The 19,286-nt window shown below is 68.4% G+C and carries 18 protein-coding genes; 10 read left to right on the top strand and 8 right to left on the bottom strand.

Going from position 1 to position 19,286, the window contains the following annotated elements; translation table 11 throughout:
* Positions 1–80: 80 nt before the first annotated feature.
* The gene (locus E5679_RS04530; protein ID WP_138413874.1) at positions 81–1,895 is read right to left on the bottom strand and encodes an AMP-dependent synthetase/ligase; all 1,815 of its coding nucleotides are present in this window, start codon (positions 1,893–1,895) and stop codon (positions 81–83) included.
* 156 nt (positions 1,896–2,051) lie between these two features.
* On the opposite strand from E5679_RS04530, the gene E5679_RS04525 reads away from it, so the two are divergent.
* Positions 2,052–3,080, top strand: a complete 1,029-nt coding sequence (locus tag E5679_RS04525) for an ROK family glucokinase (RefSeq protein WP_138413873.1) — start codon at positions 2,052–2,054, stop codon at positions 3,078–3,080.
* Positions 3,081–3,125: 45 nt separating this feature from the next.
* Here E5679_RS04525 and E5679_RS04520 read toward each other — a convergent pair whose 3' ends face one another.
* The 3 genes from E5679_RS04520 to E5679_RS04510 are packed head-to-tail and all read right to left on the bottom strand — an operon-like array spanning position 3,126 to position 5,234.
* Positions 3,126–3,695 carry a hypothetical protein gene (locus E5679_RS04520; RefSeq protein ID WP_138413872.1) on the bottom strand — a complete coding sequence of 190 codons (570 nt, stop codon included), beginning with the start codon at positions 3,693–3,695 and terminating at the stop codon, positions 3,126–3,128.
* Entirely contained in the window at positions 3,692–4,459 is a 768-nt protein-coding gene (locus tag E5679_RS04515) for an alpha/beta hydrolase (RefSeq protein WP_249335950.1), read from the bottom strand. Before E5679_RS04515 ends, E5679_RS04520 begins: the two co-directional genes overlap by 4 nt.
* A 19-nt stretch (positions 4,460–4,478) precedes the next feature.
* Complete coding sequence (locus tag E5679_RS04510; RefSeq protein WP_138413870.1) at positions 4,479–5,234, bottom strand: alpha/beta hydrolase; 756 nt, start codon at positions 5,232–5,234, stop codon at positions 4,479–4,481.
* 61 nt (positions 5,235–5,295) lie between these two features.
* On the opposite strand from E5679_RS04510, the gene E5679_RS04505 reads away from it, so the two are divergent.
* Together E5679_RS04505 and E5679_RS04500 are read left to right on the top strand one after the other, a co-directional pair.
* Entirely contained in the window at positions 5,296–6,036 is a 741-nt protein-coding gene (locus E5679_RS04505) for a lysophospholipid acyltransferase family protein (RefSeq protein WP_138413869.1), read from the top strand.
* Positions 6,037–6,088: 52 nt separating this feature from the next.
* A complete protein-coding gene (locus tag E5679_RS04500; RefSeq protein ID WP_138413868.1) occupies positions 6,089–7,480 on the top strand; it encodes a class II 3-deoxy-7-phosphoheptulonate synthase in 1,392 nt (463 codons plus the stop codon).
* A gap of 17 nt (positions 7,481–7,497) precedes the next feature.
* Here the strand turns inward: E5679_RS04500 and pknB are convergent, their stop codons facing one another.
* Together pknB and E5679_RS04490 are read right to left on the bottom strand one after the other, a co-directional pair.
* Entirely contained in the window at positions 7,498–9,486 is a 1,989-nt protein-coding gene (gene pknB, locus E5679_RS04495; RefSeq protein WP_138413867.1) for a Stk1 family PASTA domain-containing Ser/Thr kinase, read from the bottom strand.
* A gap of 85 nt (positions 9,487–9,571) precedes the next feature.
* Positions 9,572–10,720 (bottom strand): lytic transglycosylase, encoded by a 1,149-nt coding sequence (locus E5679_RS04490; RefSeq protein ID WP_138413866.1) that lies wholly within the window; start codon positions 10,718–10,720, stop codon positions 9,572–9,574.
* A gap of 166 nt (positions 10,721–10,886) precedes the next feature.
* On the opposite strand from E5679_RS04490, the gene E5679_RS04485 reads away from it, so the two are divergent.
* Positions 10,887–11,240 (top strand): Rv2175c family DNA-binding protein, encoded by a 354-nt coding sequence (locus E5679_RS04485; protein ID WP_138413865.1) that lies wholly within the window; start codon positions 10,887–10,889, stop codon positions 11,238–11,240.
* 8 nt (positions 11,241–11,248) lie between these two features.
* On the opposite strand, the gene E5679_RS04480 is transcribed toward E5679_RS04485, so the two are convergent.
* Together E5679_RS04480 and E5679_RS04475 are read right to left on the bottom strand one after the other, a co-directional pair.
* Positions 11,249–12,349, bottom strand: coding sequence for a polyprenyl synthetase family protein (locus E5679_RS04480; RefSeq protein WP_138413864.1), 1,101 nt, complete (start codon positions 12,347–12,349; stop codon positions 11,249–11,251).
* A 2-nt stretch (positions 12,350–12,351) separates the two neighbouring features.
* On the bottom strand, positions 12,352–12,750 hold the full coding sequence (locus tag E5679_RS04475) for a hypothetical protein (protein WP_138413863.1): 399 nt from the start codon (positions 12,748–12,750) through the stop codon (positions 12,352–12,354).
* Positions 12,751–13,013: 263 nt separating this feature from the next.
* On the opposite strand from E5679_RS04475, the gene dinB reads away from it, so the two are divergent.
* The 6 genes from dinB (at position 13,014) to E5679_RS04445 (ending at position 19,281) form a co-directional block, all read left to right on the top strand.
* On the top strand, positions 13,014–14,258 hold the full coding sequence (gene dinB / locus E5679_RS04470; protein ID WP_249335949.1) for a DNA polymerase IV: 1,245 nt from the start codon (positions 13,014–13,016) through the stop codon (positions 14,256–14,258).
* 230 nt (positions 14,259–14,488) lie between these two features.
* The gene (locus E5679_RS04465) at positions 14,489–14,848 is read left to right on the top strand and encodes a DUF3040 domain-containing protein (RefSeq protein WP_138413861.1); all 360 of its coding nucleotides are present in this window, start codon (positions 14,489–14,491) and stop codon (positions 14,846–14,848) included.
* Between the two features lie 307 nt (positions 14,849–15,155).
* Positions 15,156–15,587: a division/cell wall cluster transcriptional repressor MraZ gene (gene mraZ / locus E5679_RS04460; RefSeq protein ID WP_138413952.1), complete on the top strand. Its 432-nt coding sequence runs from the start codon at positions 15,156–15,158 to the stop codon at positions 15,585–15,587.
* A 159-nt stretch (positions 15,588–15,746) separates the two neighbouring features.
* Positions 15,747–16,748 (top strand): 16S rRNA (cytosine(1402)-N(4))-methyltransferase RsmH, encoded by a 1,002-nt coding sequence (rsmH, locus tag E5679_RS04455; RefSeq protein ID WP_138413860.1) that lies wholly within the window; start codon positions 15,747–15,749, stop codon positions 16,746–16,748.
* The gene (gene ftsL, locus E5679_RS04450; protein ID WP_138413859.1) at positions 16,745–17,416 is read left to right on the top strand and encodes a cell division protein FtsL; all 672 of its coding nucleotides are present in this window, start codon (positions 16,745–16,747) and stop codon (positions 17,414–17,416) included. The genes rsmH and ftsL overlap by 4 nt, the downstream gene beginning before the upstream one ends.
* 50 nt (positions 17,417–17,466) lie before the next feature.
* Complete coding sequence (locus E5679_RS04445) at positions 17,467–19,281, top strand: peptidoglycan D,D-transpeptidase FtsI family protein (RefSeq protein WP_249335948.1); 1,815 nt, start codon at positions 17,467–17,469, stop codon at positions 19,279–19,281.
* Positions 19,282–19,286: the final 5 nt, after the last annotated feature.

Raw genomic sequence — 19,286 nt, 5'->3', positions numbered from 1 at the left:
AAGCCGACCGAACGCCGAAAACGGCCGGTGGAGCAGCGGAGACGCTGCCCCACCGGCCGTTGGGCGTTCTCGGACGGTACTCAGACGGTGCTGGGCTTGGGCGTGGCGTAGATCTCCTCGACGATTGGCCCGAAGTCCGCCATGATCTGGGCGCGCTTGACCTTCATCGACGGTGTCAGATGACCCGACTCCTCGGTGAAGTCCGTGGGCACAACGCGGAACGCGCGGATCGCCTCGGCCTTCGACACTGTCGAGTTCGCAAGGTCGATCACGCCCTGAACGTGCCGTCGCACCGTCTCGCTCTCCGCGGCCTCCGCCATGCTCAGGGCGGGTTCGCCGTGCCGCTCGAGCCAGCCGGGCAGGGCCTCCTCGTCGAGCGTGACGAGAGCCGCGATGAAGGGCCGCCCCTCGCCGACGACGACGACCTGGGACACGAGCGCGTCGGCTCGGATCTGGTCCTCCAGCTGGGCTGGAGCCACGTTCTTGCCACCGGCGGTGACGATGATCTCCTTTTTGCGGCCCGTGATCGTCAGGTAGCCATCGGCGTCGAGCTCTCCGATGTCCCCCGTGTGGAACCAGCCATCGGTGAAGGTCTCGGCCTGGAGCTCGGGAAGCCGATAGTAGCCGCGCATCACGCTCACGCCCTTGGCGAGGATCTCGCCGTCGTCCGCAATGCGCACGGCGTTGCCGGGCAGCGGTGCGCCCACCGTGCCGATCTTCACCAGAGACGGCGTGTTGACGCTGATCGGCGCGGTCGTCTCGGTCAGGCCGTAGCCCTCGAGCACGAGGAGGCCGATCCCGTGGAAGAAGTGGCCGAGCCGCTTGCCGAGGGGACCGCCGCCCGAGACGGCGAAGCGGATGTGCCCGCCCATCGCCGCCCTCAGCTTGCGGTACACGAGCACGTCGAACAGGCTGTGCCGGAGGCGAAGGCCCAGACCGGGGCGCCCGCCGTCGTCGTGGGCGGCGGACCACGCGATCGCGGTCTCAGCCGCGAGCTCGAAGATGCGACCCTTGCCCTCGTTCTCGGCCTTCGTGGCGGCGGAGTTGTACACCTTCTCGAAGACGCGGGGCACGGCGAGGATGAAGGTCGGCTGGAAGCTCTGCAGGTCCGCGAGCAGATGCTTGATGTCCGGGGTGTGCCCCACCTGCACCCCGGCGGCCACGGTCAGCACGGAGATGAAGCGTGCGAAGACGTGGGCGAGCGGGAGGAACATGATGGTCTTCGCGCCGGGGGAGACCACCTCGTTGAGGGCCGCCGCGGCATTCTCTGACAGCTCGACGAAGTTGCGGTGCGTGAGCTCGCACCCCTTGGGCCGGCCCAGTGTTCCCGAGGTATAGATGATGGTGGCCAGGGAGTCGAGGCCGACGGCGGAGCGCCGCGCCTCGAGCTGTTCGTCGCTCACGCTGCTCCCGGCAGCCCGCAGCAGGTCAAGGCCAGCGGGCGTCATCTGCCACACGTGCGCGAGGTTGAGCCCCTCGGAATCGACCGCCTGCCGAATGATGTCCTCATGGTGGGGGGCCTCGCCGAACGCGGCGACCGCCCCGGAATTCCCGAGGTTCCAGGCCACCTGCGAGGGCGAGGAGGTCTCGTAGATGGGAACCGAGACGCCGCCTGCGAACCAGATGGCGAAGTCCACGAGGGTCCACTCGTAGCACGTACGAGCCATGATGCCCACGCGGTCGCCCGCGCTGATGCCGGCAGCGATGAGCCCCTTGGCGATCGCCTCGACATCGCGGCGAAATTCGGCGGCACGGACGTCCTGCCATTCCCCGCCCGCGGAACGGCGCGCGAAGATGGCCGGGTTGGCTGGCTTCTCGGCCTGCTCGATGACGAAGTCGGTGATATTTCGTGCTACCGCGTGGGGAACGAGGGGCGGGACGATCTTCTCGCGCACGTTGACTCCTTTGCTGTGCCCTCATGGGTACGTACCTCAACCTTAGCCAAGCTGGTGGCCACTGTGGCCCTCGCCACGTCCCCAATGCTACTAGTGAGTAACATTGGGGTCCCCTGCGTGGACTGGCGGCCCGCCGCGCGCCACTAAACTGGCCCGGTGCCCACTCCGCGACGTCCCCTCCCTCCGCGACGCCCTGCCGGCCCCCGTCTTCGTCGCCGTGGCCTCGCCATCGGCATCGACATCGGGGGGACGAAGGTCGCAGCTGGAGTGGTGGATGCCGACGGGCAGATCCTCCGCGAGGCGCGCCGGGCCACGCCGGGTTCGCAGCCACGGGAGGTCGAGCGCGTCATCGCCGAGCTCGTCGAGGAGCTGAGCGGAAATCATCGGGTAGCCACCGTGGGGATCGGGGCTGCCGGGTGGATGGACCTCGAGGGCGGGACCGTGCTCTTCAGCCCGCACCTCGCCTGGCGGAACGAGCCTCTCCGGGACAACCTCGAGCGGCTCCTCCGGCGAAGGGTCCTCCTGACGAACGACGCCGACGCTGCTGCCTGGGCGGAATGGCGCTTCGGGGCCGGGCGAGGGGAACAGCGCCTCGTCTGCATCACCCTGGGCACCGGAATCGGCGGCGCCATGGTCATCGGCGGGCGGCTCGAGCGCGGCCGGTACGGGGTCGCCGGGGAGTTCGGGCACCAGATCATCATGCCCGGCGGGCATCGCTGCGAATGCGGGAATCGCGGCTGCTGGGAGCAGTACGCCTCAGGGAACGCGCTGGGCCGCGAGGCGCGCGAGCTGGCGCGGGCAAATTCGCCCGTCGCCCAAGAGATCCTGAAGGCTGTGGGCGGTGACATCGACGCCATCACCGGAGCAGTCGTCACCGATCTCGCCCGGAAGGGCGATCCGACCTCGCGCGAACTCCTCGAGGACGTGGGCGAATGGCTCGGACTGGGCCTTGCGAATCTCGCCGCGGCCCTCGATCCCGGGACCTTCGTCGTGGGCGGTGGCCTCTGCGACGCTGGTGACTTGCTTCTGGGCCCCGCTCGCCGGGCGTTCGCCCGAAACCTCACTGGACGGGGCTTCCGGCCAGCCGCGCGAATCGACCGCGCCGAACTCGGTCCTCAGGCAGGGCTGATCGGGGCAGCCGACCTCTCGCGCGTCAACGCGCGGGCAGCCGGCTGGGCCCGCTGAGCTCTTTCCCGCTGCGCTCTTTCCCGCTGGGGTGAGGGCGCCCGCTCAGATGCGGGCGCCGTCGTCGTCCTCGTCCTTGTCCCGCGGAAGGCGCATGATGAGGTACCCGACGGAGGCGATGAAGCTCGCGACCAGCGCGGCGATGGCCCACGCGGGGATTCCCCGCCAGAACAGGGCGGACAGAAGCAGGCCCGCGGGGGCGCCGAGCGCGCCGACCCACGCCACGACGCTCGCCGGATCAGCGCCGGCAAGCACGGGCTCGGGCTCCTCTGGGACAAACTCCCCGTCGCCGTCGGGCTCGTCGTCGTGAGAGAACGGTTCGCCGAAGGATTCACGGCGGGACGGCTCGGCGTGAGGTTTGGCCAGGCCCAGCGGGTCGAAGGCGTCGAATCCGGGGTCTCGGGCGTCTTCTCGGTGAGGTGCGGAGCGCTCGCCTGGCTGGGACGCCGCAGCCCGCTCGGCCGCGGAGGGCTCGAGCGGAGCCGGTCCGAACTCGTCGTCGGACCACCCGGGATCCAGCCTCGGGTCGTCTGAGCGAAGCCGCGCGACCAGGTCGCGCCATACGTCGTCGTCGGCCTCGTGGTCGGCGCGGTCCGGGTCCGGACGGCCGTTCATGCGTGCTCCTCAGTGGGTTCGGCGTCGCCGACGGAAGCGGGTGAAGAAGCCGCAGCGATCTCCCGGAAGAATTCCACAGACCGCGCGAAGATGGCTCCGGCGTCATTGTCCAGAGTTGCCACGTGGTAGCTGTCAGGGAGGCGCACGAAGCGGATGTCGGAACCGCCGTAGTATCTAGTGATCGCCCCGATGCTGCGCTCGCTCTTGACGACGTGGTCGACGGCGGACCGGAAGACCTGGAGCGGTGCGGTGGCGCGGGGGAGAAGGGACACCGTGTTCCTGAAGAGGAGCTTGAGCTGATGCGCGGCCGTTACGGGAACGCGACTGTAGGCCTGCTCGTCCTGGCCCGGGCGCTTGATGTCGTTGCCGATCGCAGGGACCGAGCGCACCGCGTACCGCATGACCCCCGACATCGAGGACCGGGGATCGTCGACCACCAGGGCGGGGTTGACGACCGCCACGGCGGCAACGGGGTGGAGCGCGGCGAGGCGCAGCGCCAGCGCGCCGCCCATGGAGAGCCCCGCAGCGACGACGACCTGGCATTCCGCCGCGAGCTCGAGGTATGCGGACTCGTAGGTTTCATACCATTCGCGCCACGACCGCTTCGCGAGGTCAGCCCAGCTGGTCCCGTGACCCGGAAGCAGGGGAGTCTCCACGCGGAAGCCTTCGGACCGGAGGGCGTCGGCCCACGGGGTCACGCTCGCAAGGCTCCCCGTGAAGCCATGGCTCAGGGCGACACCGACCGTCGCCGTGACGCTGTTCATGTCAAGCATTATGCCCCGATCAGGCTCCGACCGTCGGACTCGCGGCGCTGGCCGCGCAGCGGGCGAAGAATTCGGCGGTCCGCTCAACGATGAGCGGGGCCTCGGCATCCCTCGTGGCGACGTGCGAACTCGAATGCAGCGGAACGAAGTCGACATGACTGCTGCCCGCGCGGCGCAAGATGCGCCGTGCCGAGGACGGCGGCACCACCGGGTCGACGTCGGATTTGAAGACGAGCAGCGGGGCGGTGACTCGCGGCAGAGCCCGGTCGGCGGCGCGGAAGAGGCGCTTGAGCTCATGGACCGCGGCGAGCGGGGTGATCGAGTAGTCTCCTTCGTCGCCCACGGGTTCCGGGGCGGACGGCTCCTCGATCGGCGCGGCAGTTCGCATGATGAGGCGGATCGCGCTGATGTAGCGCACCCTCCAGTCATAGAAGTCCAGACCGGGGTTGACGACGGCGATCCCCGCCACCGGCAGTCGGCTCGCCGTGAGCAGGGCGATCGCTCCGCCCATCGACAGCCCCGCCACGAAGACCACGTCATTCCGGGCGGCCACCCGAGCGTAGGCGTCCTCGAACGTCTCGGTCCATTCTCGCCAGCGCCTCCGCTCGAGGTCCCGCCAGTCGGTGCCGTGTCCCGGCAGGAGCGGCAGTTCCACATCGAACCCACGGGCGGCGAGGCCCTCAGCCCACGGCGCAACCGAGGAACGCGTTCCCGAAAAGCCGTGGCACATCGCCACACCCCACCGCTGGCCCGAATTCCGCTCGCGCGTCCCCATGCCCCCATCGTGTCATTGACTAGAGTGATGGCAAGCGGCACGCTGCGTTGAAAGGCAAGCGTTGATCTACTGGGCCCTCAAGCTGATCTTCATCGGACCGATCGTCAAGCTCTTGTTCCGGCCCTGGGTCAAGGGCCGCAGCAATGTACCCGAGAACGGGGCAGCCATCCTCGCCTCGAACCATCTCTCGTTCTCAGACTCGATCTTCATGCCCCTCATGGTGCGCCGGCCGGTGGTGTTCCTCGCCAAGCAGGAGTACTTCACGGGCACGGGGCTCAAGGGCAGGCTCACGGCCGCGTTCTTCCGGCTCACGAACCAGCTCCCCATGGACCGTTCCGGGGGTGCCGCGTCGAGCGCCTCCCTCGGTGCCGGGGCTGAGGTCCTCCGGGGCGGTGGACTGCTCGGAATCTACCCCGAGGGCACCCGTTCTCCCGATGGGCGGCTCTACCGGGGGAAGGTCGGCGTGGCCCGGCTCGCCCTCGAGGCCCGGGTCCCAGTGGTGCCCGTGGCCATGATCGGCACGGAGAAGGTGCAGCCCATCGGGCAACGGTTCCCCTCCATCCGCCGGGTCGGCATCATCTTCGGCCGCCCGCTGGATTTCTCCGAGTATTACGACAGCGCGGACGATCGGGCCGTCCAACGGCTTGTCACCGACCGGATCATGCAGGAGCTCCAGCGTCTCTCGGGTCAGGAATATGCCGACGTCTACGCCGCCGCCGTGAAGGCCCAGCTGGCCGCGGAGCGGGAGGGGCGGCAGGCGCTGGGCAAGGCCTCTGGCGAGGGGACGACGCCGGCCGCGTAACGCCGTCGTCAGCTCGCCGCTGGGGTCCGCGCCCCTGAGCTAGCCTTGTCTCGTGACTCAACTCTCCACCCCTCCGCCGGCCCCCTTCACGAGCACGTCCCAGAGCGGTGCCGCGGACTACCCGGGGCTCGACGACTGGCGGTCCCTCCCCGCGTCCCAGCAGCCCTCGTGGGCGGACACGGACGTGTTCGCGCGATCCGTCGCGGAGCTCTCGATCCTGCCGCCGCTCGTCTTCGCCGGCGAGGTCGACCTCCTCCGCCATCGTCTCGCGGACGCCGCCCAGGGGAGGGCCTTCCTCCTCCAGGGCGGCGACTGCGCCGAGACGTTCGAGGCCGCGACCGCGGACCGCATCAGCGCGCGGGTCAAGACCATCCTGCAGATGGCCGTCGTCCTGACCTACGGCGCGGCGATGCCGGTGATCAAGATGGGGCGGATGGCCGGGCAGTTCGCCAAGCCGCGCTCGTCCGACTCGGAGACGCGCGAGGGCGTGACCCTGCCTGCCTACCGCGGCGACATCGTCAACGGCTATGAGTTCACCCCCGAGTCGCGGGCCCACGATCCCCGCCGGATGCTGCAGGCGTACCACACCTCGGCCGCCACCCTGAATCTCATCCGCGCCTTCACGCAGGGCGGCTTCGCGGACCTCCGCCTCGTCCACGCCTGGAATCAGGGCTTCACGAGGAACCCTGCGCATGCGCGCTACGAGTCTCTCGCGCGCGAGATCGACCGCGCCGTGAAGTTCATGGATTCGTGCGGGGCCGATTTCGAGGCGCTCAAGCGCGTGGAGTTCTTCGCGAGCCACGAGGCACTCCTGCTCGACTACGAACGGGCCCTCACCCGCATTGACTCACGCACCGGGCTCCCGTACGACACGTCGGCCCACTTCCTCTGGATCGGGGAGCGCACGCGCGAGCTTGACCACGCGCACGTCGACTTCCTATCCCGCGTCCGCAATCCGATCGGCGTCAAGCTCGGCCCTGGGGTCACGGGCGACGACGCGCTGCGGCTCATCGACAGGCTCGACCCCGAGCGGGAGCCGGGTCGCCTGACGTTCATCACCCGCATGGGAGCGAAGAACATCCGCGAGAAGCTGCCGGCGGTGGTCGAGAAGGTCACCGCCTCGGGCGCACAGGTACTTTGGGTCACGGATCCGATGCACGGCAACACTGTGACCTCCCGCAACGGCTACAAGACCCGCCGGTTCGATGACGTCGTGGACGAGGTGCGCGGGTTCTTCGAGGTGCACCATGCGCTCGGCACGGTGCCCGGCGGCCTGCACATGGAGATGACCGGCGACGACGTTGCCGAGTGCCTCGGCGGCTCAGACCCCATCGACGAGGCGGCGTTCGAGGATCGTTACGAGTCCGTGTGCGATCCGCGCCTCAACCACATGCAGTCGCTTGAGATGGCGTTCCTCGTCTCTGAGGCGCTCACCCGGCGCTGACCTGCGGCGACGGCCGGTCAGACCACGGTGAGGGTGATGGTCGATCCCTCCGGAACGTCGCGGTCCACAGGATCCTGGGCGCGGACGGTGCCGAAGAACCCGCCCAGGATGTTCTCCACCTTGACGGTGAACCCAAGCTTCTGGAGAGCATCCTGGGCGACGCTGACCTGCTGACCCACGAAGCTGGGCACGTGAACCATGCGTGGCCCCTTGGAAAGGGTCAGTGTGATGGTGGAACCCTTCGTGGCGTTCTGTCCGGCCGCCGGCGATTGCACCGACACCGAGCCGGCCGGGACGTTGCGGTCGAACACGGTGGCGTCGTCGATGACCGGGCGGAATCCGGCGGCCTGGAGCGCTGCAACCGCATCTGACTGCTTCAGTCCGACCACCTTGGGGACGGGGATCGGCTGGGGACCCTTCGACACTGTGAGGCTCACGGTGCTCCCGTGCTTGAGCGGAGTGCCGGCGGCAGGGTTCTGGGCGACGACGACGCCTGCGGGAGCCGTGTCGCTGAAAGCCTCCGTGACAGGACCGAGGACCATCTTCGCGTCGCTGAGCGCGGTGCGTGCGTCTGGAAGGCTCTTGGAGGTGAGGTCGGCGAGCGGGAAGAGCTCGGGGCCCTTGGAGACCATGACCTGGACGCCTTCGAACTTCCGCACCTGAGTGCCCGCATCGGGCACGCTGCTCACCACGAGCCCCGACGAAATCGCGTCGTCGAAGACGTCATGCGTCGTGAAGGCGAGGCCTGCCTGCTGGAAGAGCGCCTGCGCCTGAGCGACGGTGAGGTTCTTCACCGGGGGCACCGTTGCGAGAGCCCCGGGTCCGAAGCCGAAGAACCAGCCGACGGCGGCGGCCAGGACGGCGAGGACGACGACGATCACCAGCCACAGGGCGCCGCGTCGCCGGGGATTGCCCCGCCCGAGCTGATGCGTTGGGCGCGCTGCGGCAAAGCGCGCCGCGCGATCGGCTTCCTTGTCCTGACGGCGCTGCTCCCGCGGGGTGAGCGGAGGCGGGGCGGGGGGCCGTGGCATGACGCTCGTGTGCCCTGGGCCGCCGGTCGCGAGAATCTCCGTTCCGGCTGGCGCGGGGCGGCTGAGGGATGCGAGGTGTTCCGTCGGGGCTTCGTGGCCGCGCGCGGCCGGCGGCAGATAGTCCAGCTGGGCGTCGCTGAGGGAGCGGCGGATGTCGCGGATCTCGCTGAGCAGGGCGAGCGCGCTGGGGGGCCTCCCGTCGGGGTCCCGTCGGGTCATCCAGCCGACAAGTTCGTCCAGTTCGGGGGCGAGTCCCGGCGCGAGGGCCGAGGGCGGGGGCACGTCTTCGCTCACTCGCCGATACGCGATCTGGCCGCGGTCATCCCCCGTGAACGGGGGCCTGCCGGTCAGCATCTCGAACAGCATGATCCCTGCCGAATAGAGGTCCGCGCGCGAGTCCACGACCGTCCCCGTGAGCATTTCGGGGGAGATGTACTCGGCGGTCCCGAACAAGGTGTCCGTGACGTTGGCGGAGGCAAGGCTGCGTGCGAGGCCGAAGTCCCCCACCTTGACCCGCCCATCGTCGGCGAGGAGGACGTTGGCCGGTTTGACGTCGCGGTGGATGATTCCCGACGCGTGGGCTGCGGCGAGGCCGTCTACCACTGCATCGATGAGGGCGAGGGCCTGCTTCGGCGCGAGCGGGCCGGTCTCGTCGAGGAGTTCCCGGAGCGTCCGGCCCGGGACGTATTCCATCACCAGATAGAGGACGCCGTTGTCCTCGCCGCGGTCCAGCATCGACACCACGTGGGGGTGAGAGAGCTGGGCGGCTGCAATTGCCTCGCGCTCGAATCGTTCAGCGAAGCTACGGTCGCGGCCGAGATGCGGGTGAAGCACCTTGAGCGCGACACGGCGCCGAAGGATGGTGTCCATCGCCAGGTAGACCGTGGCCATCCCCCCGGTGCCGAGCAGCGACTGGACCTCGTAGCGCCCGCCAACGAGGGCGCCGACAAGGCCGTCAGTGTGCTGTCCGTTCACCCTACGATCCTATGCCGAACGCCCGCCCCTCATGAGAACGCCCACCCGGTATCAGAGGGCAGGCGCTCAGCGTGTGGGGGCTTGGCTAACGAAAAAGATCCTGATTCGCCGTCACTGCCTTCACATAGGCCTTCGTATCGTCGAACATCCCGCGCTGGGCCACGGAGGTCTGTCCCTGGTAGTAGCCGGCGATCGCCGCATCCTGGTCCGGCCCGGCGTCGAGAAGGGCGCGCAGGATGGCGATTCCGGCCGTGACGTTGTCGCGGGGATCGAGGGGGTTGAGCTTCCTTCCCACGAGGTCAGAGGCCCACTGCGCCGAGGAGGGCACGAGCTGCATGACGCCGATCGCGTTGGCGGGGGATACAGCCCGCTGGCTGAAGCCGGATTCCTGGTAGGCGAGCGAAAGGGCGAGAACGGGATCAACGCCCATCCGCCTGGCGGTGTCCGCCACGATCTGCTTCATCTGGTCCCGAGTCGGGACCGGAGCCGAGTTCAGAATGCGCTTGTTCTCGTTTGCGGAGGCGACCACGGCATCGGGATACGTGAAGCCGAGGAAGCTGTCATTGACGAGAGCCTCGGGCTTGGTGGCTGACGCCGAGACCGCGGCGGGGGCTGGGCTGCCGCCCGGAAGCGTGAGGCTGCGGCCGGAATAGATCACGGACGTGAGGCTCAGACCATTGGCTGACAGGAGGTCGCCGAGCGGGACCCCGAGCTTGGCCGAGATGCCGTACAGCGTGTCCCCTGGCTTGATCCGGTAGGTCCCGGCCGACTGAGCCGCCGGGGCCGCCGTCGGCGAGGGTGAGGACGGATCTCCGACGAGTCGGAGCTTCTGGCCCGGATGGATGAGAGAGGTGGCCTGAAGTCCGTTCAGCTCGAGGATGTGCCGCCAGTCAAGTCCGAACTGGGAGGCGATCCCGATCACCGTGTCTCCGCGGGCCACGGTGTAGACGTCCGGAGCGGAGGACACGGTCGGGGCGAGGCGACTGGGCACAAGGGCCGCGATCGCGGAGGCGGGGACGACTTCCGCCTGGGCCGCCGAGGTCTGACCCACCGCGGCACGGGGCGCGGTCTCCACTGCCTCAGAGGCGTGCAGCTGGGCGGGAGCGGGGGCCGCTGAGGCCGGTTCCGCGAGGGCTAGTGAGGAAAGGACCACTGCGGGGAGCGCCGCGGTGGTGACCGCGACGGCGGGAAGCTTCGACTTGGTCCCGGGCAGAGCCTGACGGGTGGCCGACATTGGAATGTCCTCCCTGTGACAAGTGTTCCTGATGTGACTAGTGGTGAAGTTGACACCAGAAGATACCTCTGTGACAAAAGTGAATCTCTCACGGATAACCCACCAGCACAAGGCGGCAGCATTGCCGGACTAGGAGCGATCGCCCCGTCCATGGCACGCTTGACGCGTGAGTGAGATTGAAGATCTGGTGTCGGATTGGCTGCCCCTGCCAGAGGTCGCGGAGCGATTGGGCTGCAAGGTGACGAAGGTGCACGGCCTTCTGGACGAGCGAGCCCTGGTGGCACTGAGGGTGGGGGAACGGGGCATTCGCTCGGTGCCTGCCCTCTTCATCGACGGGGACCATGTCGTGGACAGCCTGAAGGGCACCATCGCTGTGCTGGCTGATGCCGGCTTCTCGGACGAAGAACTGATTGCCTGGCTGTTCACACCCGATGAGTCGCTTCGCGGCCGCCCCATCGATGCACTGCGTGAAGGCCGGAAGACCGAGATCCGGCGCCGCGCGCAGATCCTGGCCTGGTAGCCGAGAACTCAGGCGGCCCGCTGCACGGCGGCAAGGCCGAGCGTCCGCAGCGCAGCCTTGACGCCCTCGGGGACCTGCAGGTCCCCGAGGGCGTCGAAGGATTGCGTGGAGAGTCGATCGATGAGCTCCTCTGTCGCGTCAAGAGCGCCGCTGGTGCTGATCACATCGCGCAGCCGCTCGACGTCGTCGTCCTCGAGATCCTGCCGCCCAAGGCTCCGTTCGAGCAGTGAGGCGCCTTCCGCCGTCGCCCGCTCCAACGCGTAGGCGACCAGCACCGTTCGCTTGCCTTCCCGCAGGTCGTCCCCCGCCGGCTTGCCCGTCGTCTGCGGATCGCCGAAGACTCCGAGGACGTCGTCCCGCAACTGGAATGCCTCGCCGAGGGGCAGTGAAAAGGCGGAGTACGCCTCGAGCAGGCCTTCATCTGCGCCGGCGAGCGCCCCGCCGATGGCGAGCGGGTGCTCCGTCGAGTACTTGGCGGACTTGAAGCGGATCACGTTGGCGGCTGCGCGCACCGCCTCCGCCCGCGGCCGCCCTGGCCCGACGACCTCCTCGAGGATGTCCAGGTACTGCCCGGCCATCACTTCTGCGCGCATCGTATTGAAGATGCGCCGGGCCGCGGTCCCGAACGCGGCCCTCGATCCGATGCCGGTGAACGCCTCTTCGCTGAAGGAGAGGCAGAGGTCTCCCGTGAGGATGGCGGCCGCCTGGCCGAAGCGCTCCTCGTCGAGTGCCCACCCCTGATCCTGATGAAGCTGCCCGAATCGCCGGTGGACACTGGGGCCCCCGCGGCGGATGTCCGAACGGTCGATGATGTCGTCGTGGATGAGCGCCGCGGCCTGGAAGAGCTCGAGCGCCACGCCCGCCTGGACTGCGGCCGCACCATTCGGCTCGCCACCCGCACCCCGCCAGCCCCAGTAGCACAGCAGGGCCCGGAGTCGCTTGCCGCCGGTGACGAGGCCTGAGATCGCCTCCATCAGCGGTGCCACGTCCGGGGACACGCCGGCCATCACGGCGCTGTGGCTCGTCAGGAAGCTGTCGAGCGCCTCGGCGAGGGCGCCCCGGTAGGCGTCCTGTTCGTCGAGCTGGGTGCCAGCAGGGTCGGCGGGCATGGCTACTTGATGGTCCCCGGGGCCACGGATGCTCCCACGGTGTACGTCGTGCGGCCGTTGACCTCGACGACGGCCACGTTGACCGTCTCCTTGCCCCCGGAGCGCACGAAATCCTGGCTGTCGGTTGAGCCGACTTTGGTGGCGGGCACGGAGGTGAAGCCCTGTGCCGAGAATTGCCCGGCGTAGAAGGCGAGGATGTCACTGGCCGCAGCGTTCGTCGAGGCGACGAGCGACGCCGTCGACGGGTTGGCTGTGGCGTCATAGCTCGTGGAGAGGGGAGTCGAGCCCGGCATGACGGGGATCAGCTTCGTCGGAAAACCGGCCACCATGGCGTTGACGGTGGCAGAAGCCGAAGCCGACGCCGAGGCGCTGGGGACGGCCGAAGACGACGCCGTGCTCATGGCGCTGGGGCTGCTTGAGCCGGCAGCTGCCGGACTCGAGGGGGCGGAAGAGCCGGAACCGGAGCAGGCGGAAAGGAGAAGTGCGGCAGCGGCGGCCACAGAGATCAGGCTTCCTCGACGGTTCCACAACTCCACTGCCACTCGCATCCTCCGCAATGCCTCGCTCTGCCTGTCAATACTTTTCTCGCGCCCTGAGCCGGGCCGAGCCCCCGGTCAAGTGTAGTTGCCGCAAGGCGGAGGCTCGGCCCGCCTACGATAAGGGGGTGGAGAGCGGAGCAACGCGGGAGAGGCCGGAACCGCTCGATGAACTGCGGCGCCGCGGGATCCTCCACGTGGACATGGACGCCTTCTTTGTCGGAGTCGAGCAGCGGGAGCGGCCCGAACTGCGGGGGCGCCTGGTCATCGTCGGGTTTCCCTCGGAACGCTCCGTGGTGCTGTCCGCGAGCTACGAGGCCAGGGCGTACGGCGTGCGCAGCGCCATGCCGATGTCGACGGCCCAACGGCTGTGTCCCGCGGCGATCATTGTCGAGCCCCGCCATCGTCTCTACTACGAGGTCTCGCGCGAGCTCATGGCCCTGTTCGGCGAGTACACCGACCTCGTTGAGCCCCTCAGCGTCGACGAGGCTTTTCTCGATGTCTCAGGTGCGGTCCGCCGCCTCGGCGCGCCGGAGCGGATCGCCTTGTCGATCAAGTCGGAGGTCCGATCGCGGCTTGGCCTCACGGCGTCGGTGGGTGTCGCGGCGACGAAGTTCGTCGCGAAGATCGCCTCTGCGCGCAGCAAGCCGGATGGGCTGCTGGTCATCAGGCCGGAGGAGACCGTCGCGTACCTTCATTCGCTGCCCGTGACGGCGTTGTGGGGAATCGGCGGCAAGACGGCGGAAGTGCTCGCGCGTCTCGGGATCCACACGGTGGCCGATCTCGCACACACCCCCGATTCGACGCTCCAGCGGGCCCTGGGCTCGTCGGGGCTTCACGCCAAGGCCCTCAGCTGGGGGCTCGACGACCGCCGGGTCACCCCGCACCGGGAGGAGAAGAGCATTGGGGCGGAGGAGACCTTCGCGAAGGACGTGGTGGACGACGGCGTGCTCCGGCGTGAGTTGCTGCGCCTCGCGCACCGGGTCGCGTCCCGCCTCCGCTCAGCCGACATGGAGGCCGGCACCGTTGCCCTCAAGCTCAGGTACGCAGACTTCTCCACCCTTTCCAGATCGCGCTCCCTCACAGTGCCGACCGACTCCGCCCAGGTGCTCTTCGAAGAGGCGGCGCGTCTCCTCGCGGCTCTGGGGCCACGGCCCCAGAGTGTTCGCCTCGTCGGGCTCCGGGGCGAACGCCTCACCCGTGGCGGCGGGGGCGTCCAGCTGAGCCTTGAGCGGCGGGACGACAATTGGCGCACGGCCGAGCAGGCGCTCGACGCGGTGACCGCCCGGTTCGGGCGCTCGTCGTTGCGCCCGGCGAGCCTGCTCGACGACGGCGAGGACCGCCGTCGTCCGCCTGAAAATCCGGGGTCCTGAGGGAGCGCGGGTGGTTCGCCGGCCTCTTTTGGTTGACGGGGCGAGAGCCTATCCTTAAAAGACCTTGAATATCGGTGAAGCATCGAATCGGCGGGCAGCCGGGGGAGTGGTGCCGGACGGGCGGGGCGGCTCGTTGAAGCCCCGACCGATGCTCGCGGAACTGGACGTCGGTCCGATGCGTTGTGCTGATGGCGGACGGTGTCCGGCGCAGCAAGCATGAAGGAGTCGCGATGCCTCTCTCCGAGCACGAACAGAAGATGCTCGAGCAGCTTGAGAAGCAACTGCACGAGGAAGACCCGAAATTCGCAGACTCCATGGGGGCCGACGCCCTACGCCGGTTCTCCACGCGCCACATTGTGCTCGGCGTGCTCGGCGTCATCGTCGGGCTCCTGGTCCTGCTCCTGGGTGGGGTCCAGTTCTCGAACATCTTCGTAGGCGTCGTGGGATTCCTCATCATGGGCGCGAGCGTCTACTACGGAACGCTCAGGGGTTCGGGACGTCTGCGCGCGGCCAAGGCCGGACGCGGGAAGAGTGGTTTCCTCTCCCGCCTCGAGGCGCGCTGGGACGAGCGCCGGAGGGATCAAGGGTGACCCCAGGCGTGGACGCCTTTTAGCCCCACTTTCCTCCCACACAGCCTTCGTGAGGCCCGCCGGCGGCGGGTCTCACGGCGTTTAAGGCTCCGGCAGGGCGTGCACCGCTCCCCGCGTCTCCTGATCCCTCCACTTCCCGCCACCCCGGATCTCTCGCGAGATTTCGGGGTTTTTACATGTAAAGGACAGAGAAAAATACCTCGTGTCGCGTTGACGGTGGGGAAGAGTGGAGTAAAGTGGGGGCAGTAAGAGGGAAGTGGGCGGATAGGGACGTGCTGCCCCTCGGACCAGACGGGTGGTGGTGCCGGTGTTGCTCGGTACGCATTCGCCACGTCTGGACGAGAAGGGTCGGCTCATCCTCCCGGCGAAGTACCGAGACGAACTGGCTGACGGGCTGGTTCTGACACGGGGCCAGGAACGCTGCCTCTACGTCTTCAGCCAGAAAGAGTTCGAGCGGATTCACGAGCAGATGCGAGAAGCCCCTATCTCCTCGCGTCAGTCCCGTGACTACCTCCGGGTCTTCCTGTCTGGAGCCTCTGATGAGGTGCCCGACAAGCAAGGGCGCGTCACGATCCCCCAGAACCTGCGGAAGTACGCAGGTCTGGACCGGGACCTCGCCGTGATCGGCGTGGGAACCCGGGCTGAGATCTGGGACGCCCAAGCGTGGGAGGACTACCTCGCCGAGAAGGAAGGTTCCTTCTCGGACACCGACGAAGAGGCCCTGCCAGGCCTCTTCTGACGGCAAGGCCGGCTGGCCGAGATCTCCAGCCGCCCGCGGCCCCGTCCTGGCTCACCTTCCCCGGAGCCAGGCTGGGACCCACGGTGCGGAGGGGGATCCCGGCAGACCGGACCGCAAGACGCTTTCCAGCAGGATGACGACGGCAGCGAAGGAGGGGACATGCCGCAGCACGACGACGACGGACGGCCGACGTCTGAGCGGCACGTTCCTGTGCTCAAGGAGCGCTGCGTCTCCCTGCTCGCCCCCGGCGTCGAGGCCGCTCGGTCGTCTGGGAGAGCGCCAATCGTCGTCGACGCGACGCTCGGCATGGGAGGCCACAGCGAGGCGATCCTCGAGCGCTTCTCCGACGTGACGCTCGTGGGCATCGACCGGGACGAGCAGGCACTCGCCCTCTCAGGGGAGCGGCTGGCGCCCTTCGGGGGACGCGCCCGTCTCGTGCACGCGGTCTATGACGAGATCGCCGCCGTCCTGGCCGAACTCGGACTCGAGGGCGCCGACGGGGTCCTCATGGACCTCGGCGTGTCCTCCCTTCAGCTCGACGAGCGGGAGCGGGGCTTCGCGTACTCCTACGACGCGCCGCTCGACATGCGCATGGACACGAGCCGGGGCCACACCGCCGCAGACGTCGTGAACACGTACACGGTCGAGGACCTCACGAGGATCATCCGGGCGTGGGGCGAGGAGAAGTTTGCAGGCCGCATCGCCCGGCGCATCGTCGAAGCGAGGGCCTCGAAGCCCTTCGAGTCGACAGGGCAGCTTGTTGACGTGATCCGTGCGGCGGTCCCGGCTGCCGCAGCCAAGACGGGCGGGCACCCGGCGAAGCGCACGTTCCAAGCGCTCCGCATCGAGGTCAACGAAGAACTCGATGTCCTCGAGCGCGCGGTGCCAGCCGCCATCGGCGCACTGCGACTTGGCGGCCGGATCGTCGTCATGTCCTACCACTCGCTGGAGGACCGGATCGTCAAGACGGCCCTCCAGTCACGCGCCCGCTCGTCGGCGCCTCCGGGCTTCCCGGTGGAGCTGGAAGAGCACAAGCCCGAACTCAAGATCGTCACGCGGGGCACTGAGGTCCCAACGGCCGAAGAGATCGAAGAGAACCCCAGGGCCGCCTCGGCCCGCCTGCGAGCCGCCGAACGCATCAAGGTCAGGAGCACACGATGAGCGCAGCCGCCCAGCGGACGGACGTCACCCTCGGCACCTCAGCCGTCGTCGGGAGCCCGGCCCCAGCGAGTCCGCGCGAGCGTGCACCTCTCTCCCTGGTCCGCACCCTCCCCGTTCGCCGGCGCGCGCCGTTCGCGATCTTCTGCCTGGGAGTCCTCGCCACGGCCCTCATCACGGTCCTGGTCCTGAACATCGCCGTTTCCACGGGCCAGTACCAGCTCGTGCAGCTGCGCAGCGAGCAGCTTGGCCTCGAGAAGGAGAACCAGGAGCTCCAACTTCGTGTCCAGAACTACGAGGCTCCGCAGAATCTCGCTGCCCGCGCGGCACAATTGGGCATGGTCGCCTCAACGTCGAAGGGTCAGATCGACCTGAAGACGCTTCTGGTCACCGGACAGCCCAAGCCGGCCCAGAAGAGCGCGGACAAGGGCGCAGTCATCCCGGCGCCTGAGGTTCCAGGGCTGGTGGCGGCCAACCCTGCGGCCTCGGCGGCGCCCGCTGACGCCATCAAGCCGGAGGCCAAGGCGAGCCAGACTCCGGCGGCTTCGGTCGCCGGGCAGCCTGCCTCGCCGGCGCACCCTGCCGCGCAGCCCGCTGCTCCGGCAGCGCCGCCGGCTCAGCTGAACGGCGGCTCGGTGCCGGCGCCGAAGCAGAAGGTGCCCGGCCAGTAGGAGACAGACGAACACTGCGGACCAGCCGCGGGGCGAGCGAGGAACACAGCGTGGCCACTCCAACGAAGCGCATCGAGTCCAGTCGGGCCACTGCCCGCCTCCGCCTCGGCGTGGGCGTCATGCTCGTCCTCCTGCTGGTCATCGGGGGACGCCTGTTCCTCGTCCAGGGTCTCGATGTGGGCGGCTACGCCCAGGCAGCGCTGAACAAACGTCTTCAGACGACGGTCCTGCCCGCGGAGCGCGGGGAGATCGTCGACGCCTCCGGCAAGGTCCTCGCGCAGAGCGTCATCCGCTACAACATCACCGTGGACCAGCGGCTGGCCACCGGATTCAAGGACTACCAGCGGCGTCAGAAGGACGGCGACGAGACCACCGTCGTGACCGTGACCAGGGGCCAGGCGCTGTCCGAGCTCGCGGCCGCGCTGGGCATGTCTGTGGATGCGGTCACGACCGCGGTGACCGGGGACAAGCCGTTCAACTACGTGGCGCGCAACGTCGCTCCCGACGTTGAGGCACGCGTCTCCGACCTCGCCTTCCCCGGCCTCTACTCCGAGGGCACGTCGCAACGGGTGTACCCGCAGGGGGCGGTCGCGGGGAACCTTGTGGGGTTTGTCGGCAGCGACGGCACTGGCCTCGCGGGCATCGAGCAGACGCAGAACGGCCAGCTTTCGGGCAGGGACGGCAAACGGATCTACGAGATCGGCGCCGACGGACTGCGGATTCCCGTCGCCACCGATGAGCTCACGCCGGCCCAGAACGGCCAGACGGTCAAGCTGACCATCAACTCGGACCTCCAGTACTTCACGCAGCAGGCCGTCCAGGCCCAGACGAACAAGTACAGCGCGGAGTGGGGCATCGCGATCGTGATGGATGCCTCGAACGGCAACATCCTCGCCATGGCGGACTCCAATGCCATGGATCCCAACGACCCCGGGAAGTCGGCGCCGAAGGACCGCGGAGTGCGTTCCGTGACGGCGGCCTACGAACCGGGGTCCGTGGAGAAGACCCTCACGATGTCAGCGCTCATCCAGGAAGGCAAAGCCAACCCGTTGAGCGAGTACACCATCCCGCCGACCGTGACCATTGACGGTCAGACGTTTGCCGATGCCTTCACGCACGGCACCGAGAAGCGGACCCTCGCAGGCATTCTCGGCTACTCGATGAATACCGGCACCGTGATGGCGGGTCAGGCGCTGTCCGTGCAGGACCGCTACGACTGGCTGACCAAGTTCGGCATCGGCCAGGCCCCTGACATCGGCCTTCCGGGTGAGGCAACCGGTACGTTGGCGACCCCGGACAAGTGGGATGACCGGCAGAAGAACACTGTGCTGTTCGGCCAAGGCCTCACTCAGTCGACCCTCCAGACGGTTCGCGCCTACCAGGCGGTCGCCAACAACGGCGTGATGATCCAGCCGAGGCTCATCGACGGCTACATCGGCGGGGACGGCGTCGAACACCACAGTCCCGCGCAGTCGACGTCGCAGGTCATCAGCAAAGAGACCGCCCAGCAGGTCAAGGACATGCTCGAAAGCGATGTGACCAAGGGCGAGGTCAAGCCGGCGGCGATCGACGGCTACCGCATTGGTGCCAAAACGGGCACCTCGGAAGCCCCCCGCGAGGACGGCGTGCCGGGCTTCGATGGCGTGACGTCGTCGCTCATCGGCATGGCGCCGATGGAGAATCCGAAGTACATCGTTGCCGTCGTGATCCAGCGTCCCAAGGGGGACATCTTCGGCATCGGCAATGCGGACGTGTTCCACTCCGTGATGGCCCAGACCCTTCGCCTGTACAGCGTTCCGCCCTCGACGGGCACCCCGGCAGAGTTTCCGCAGTATGCGGACCAGACGGGTGGAACCGGCAACTGAACGGT

Source organism: Sinomonas gamaensis (assembly GCF_005876955.1).
Lineage (GTDB): Bacteria > Actinomycetota > Actinomycetes > Actinomycetales > Micrococcaceae > Sinomonas > Sinomonas gamaensis.
Note: the sequence above shows the minus strand (reverse complement) of the source record. Positions and strands in the feature narration are given on the sequence as shown.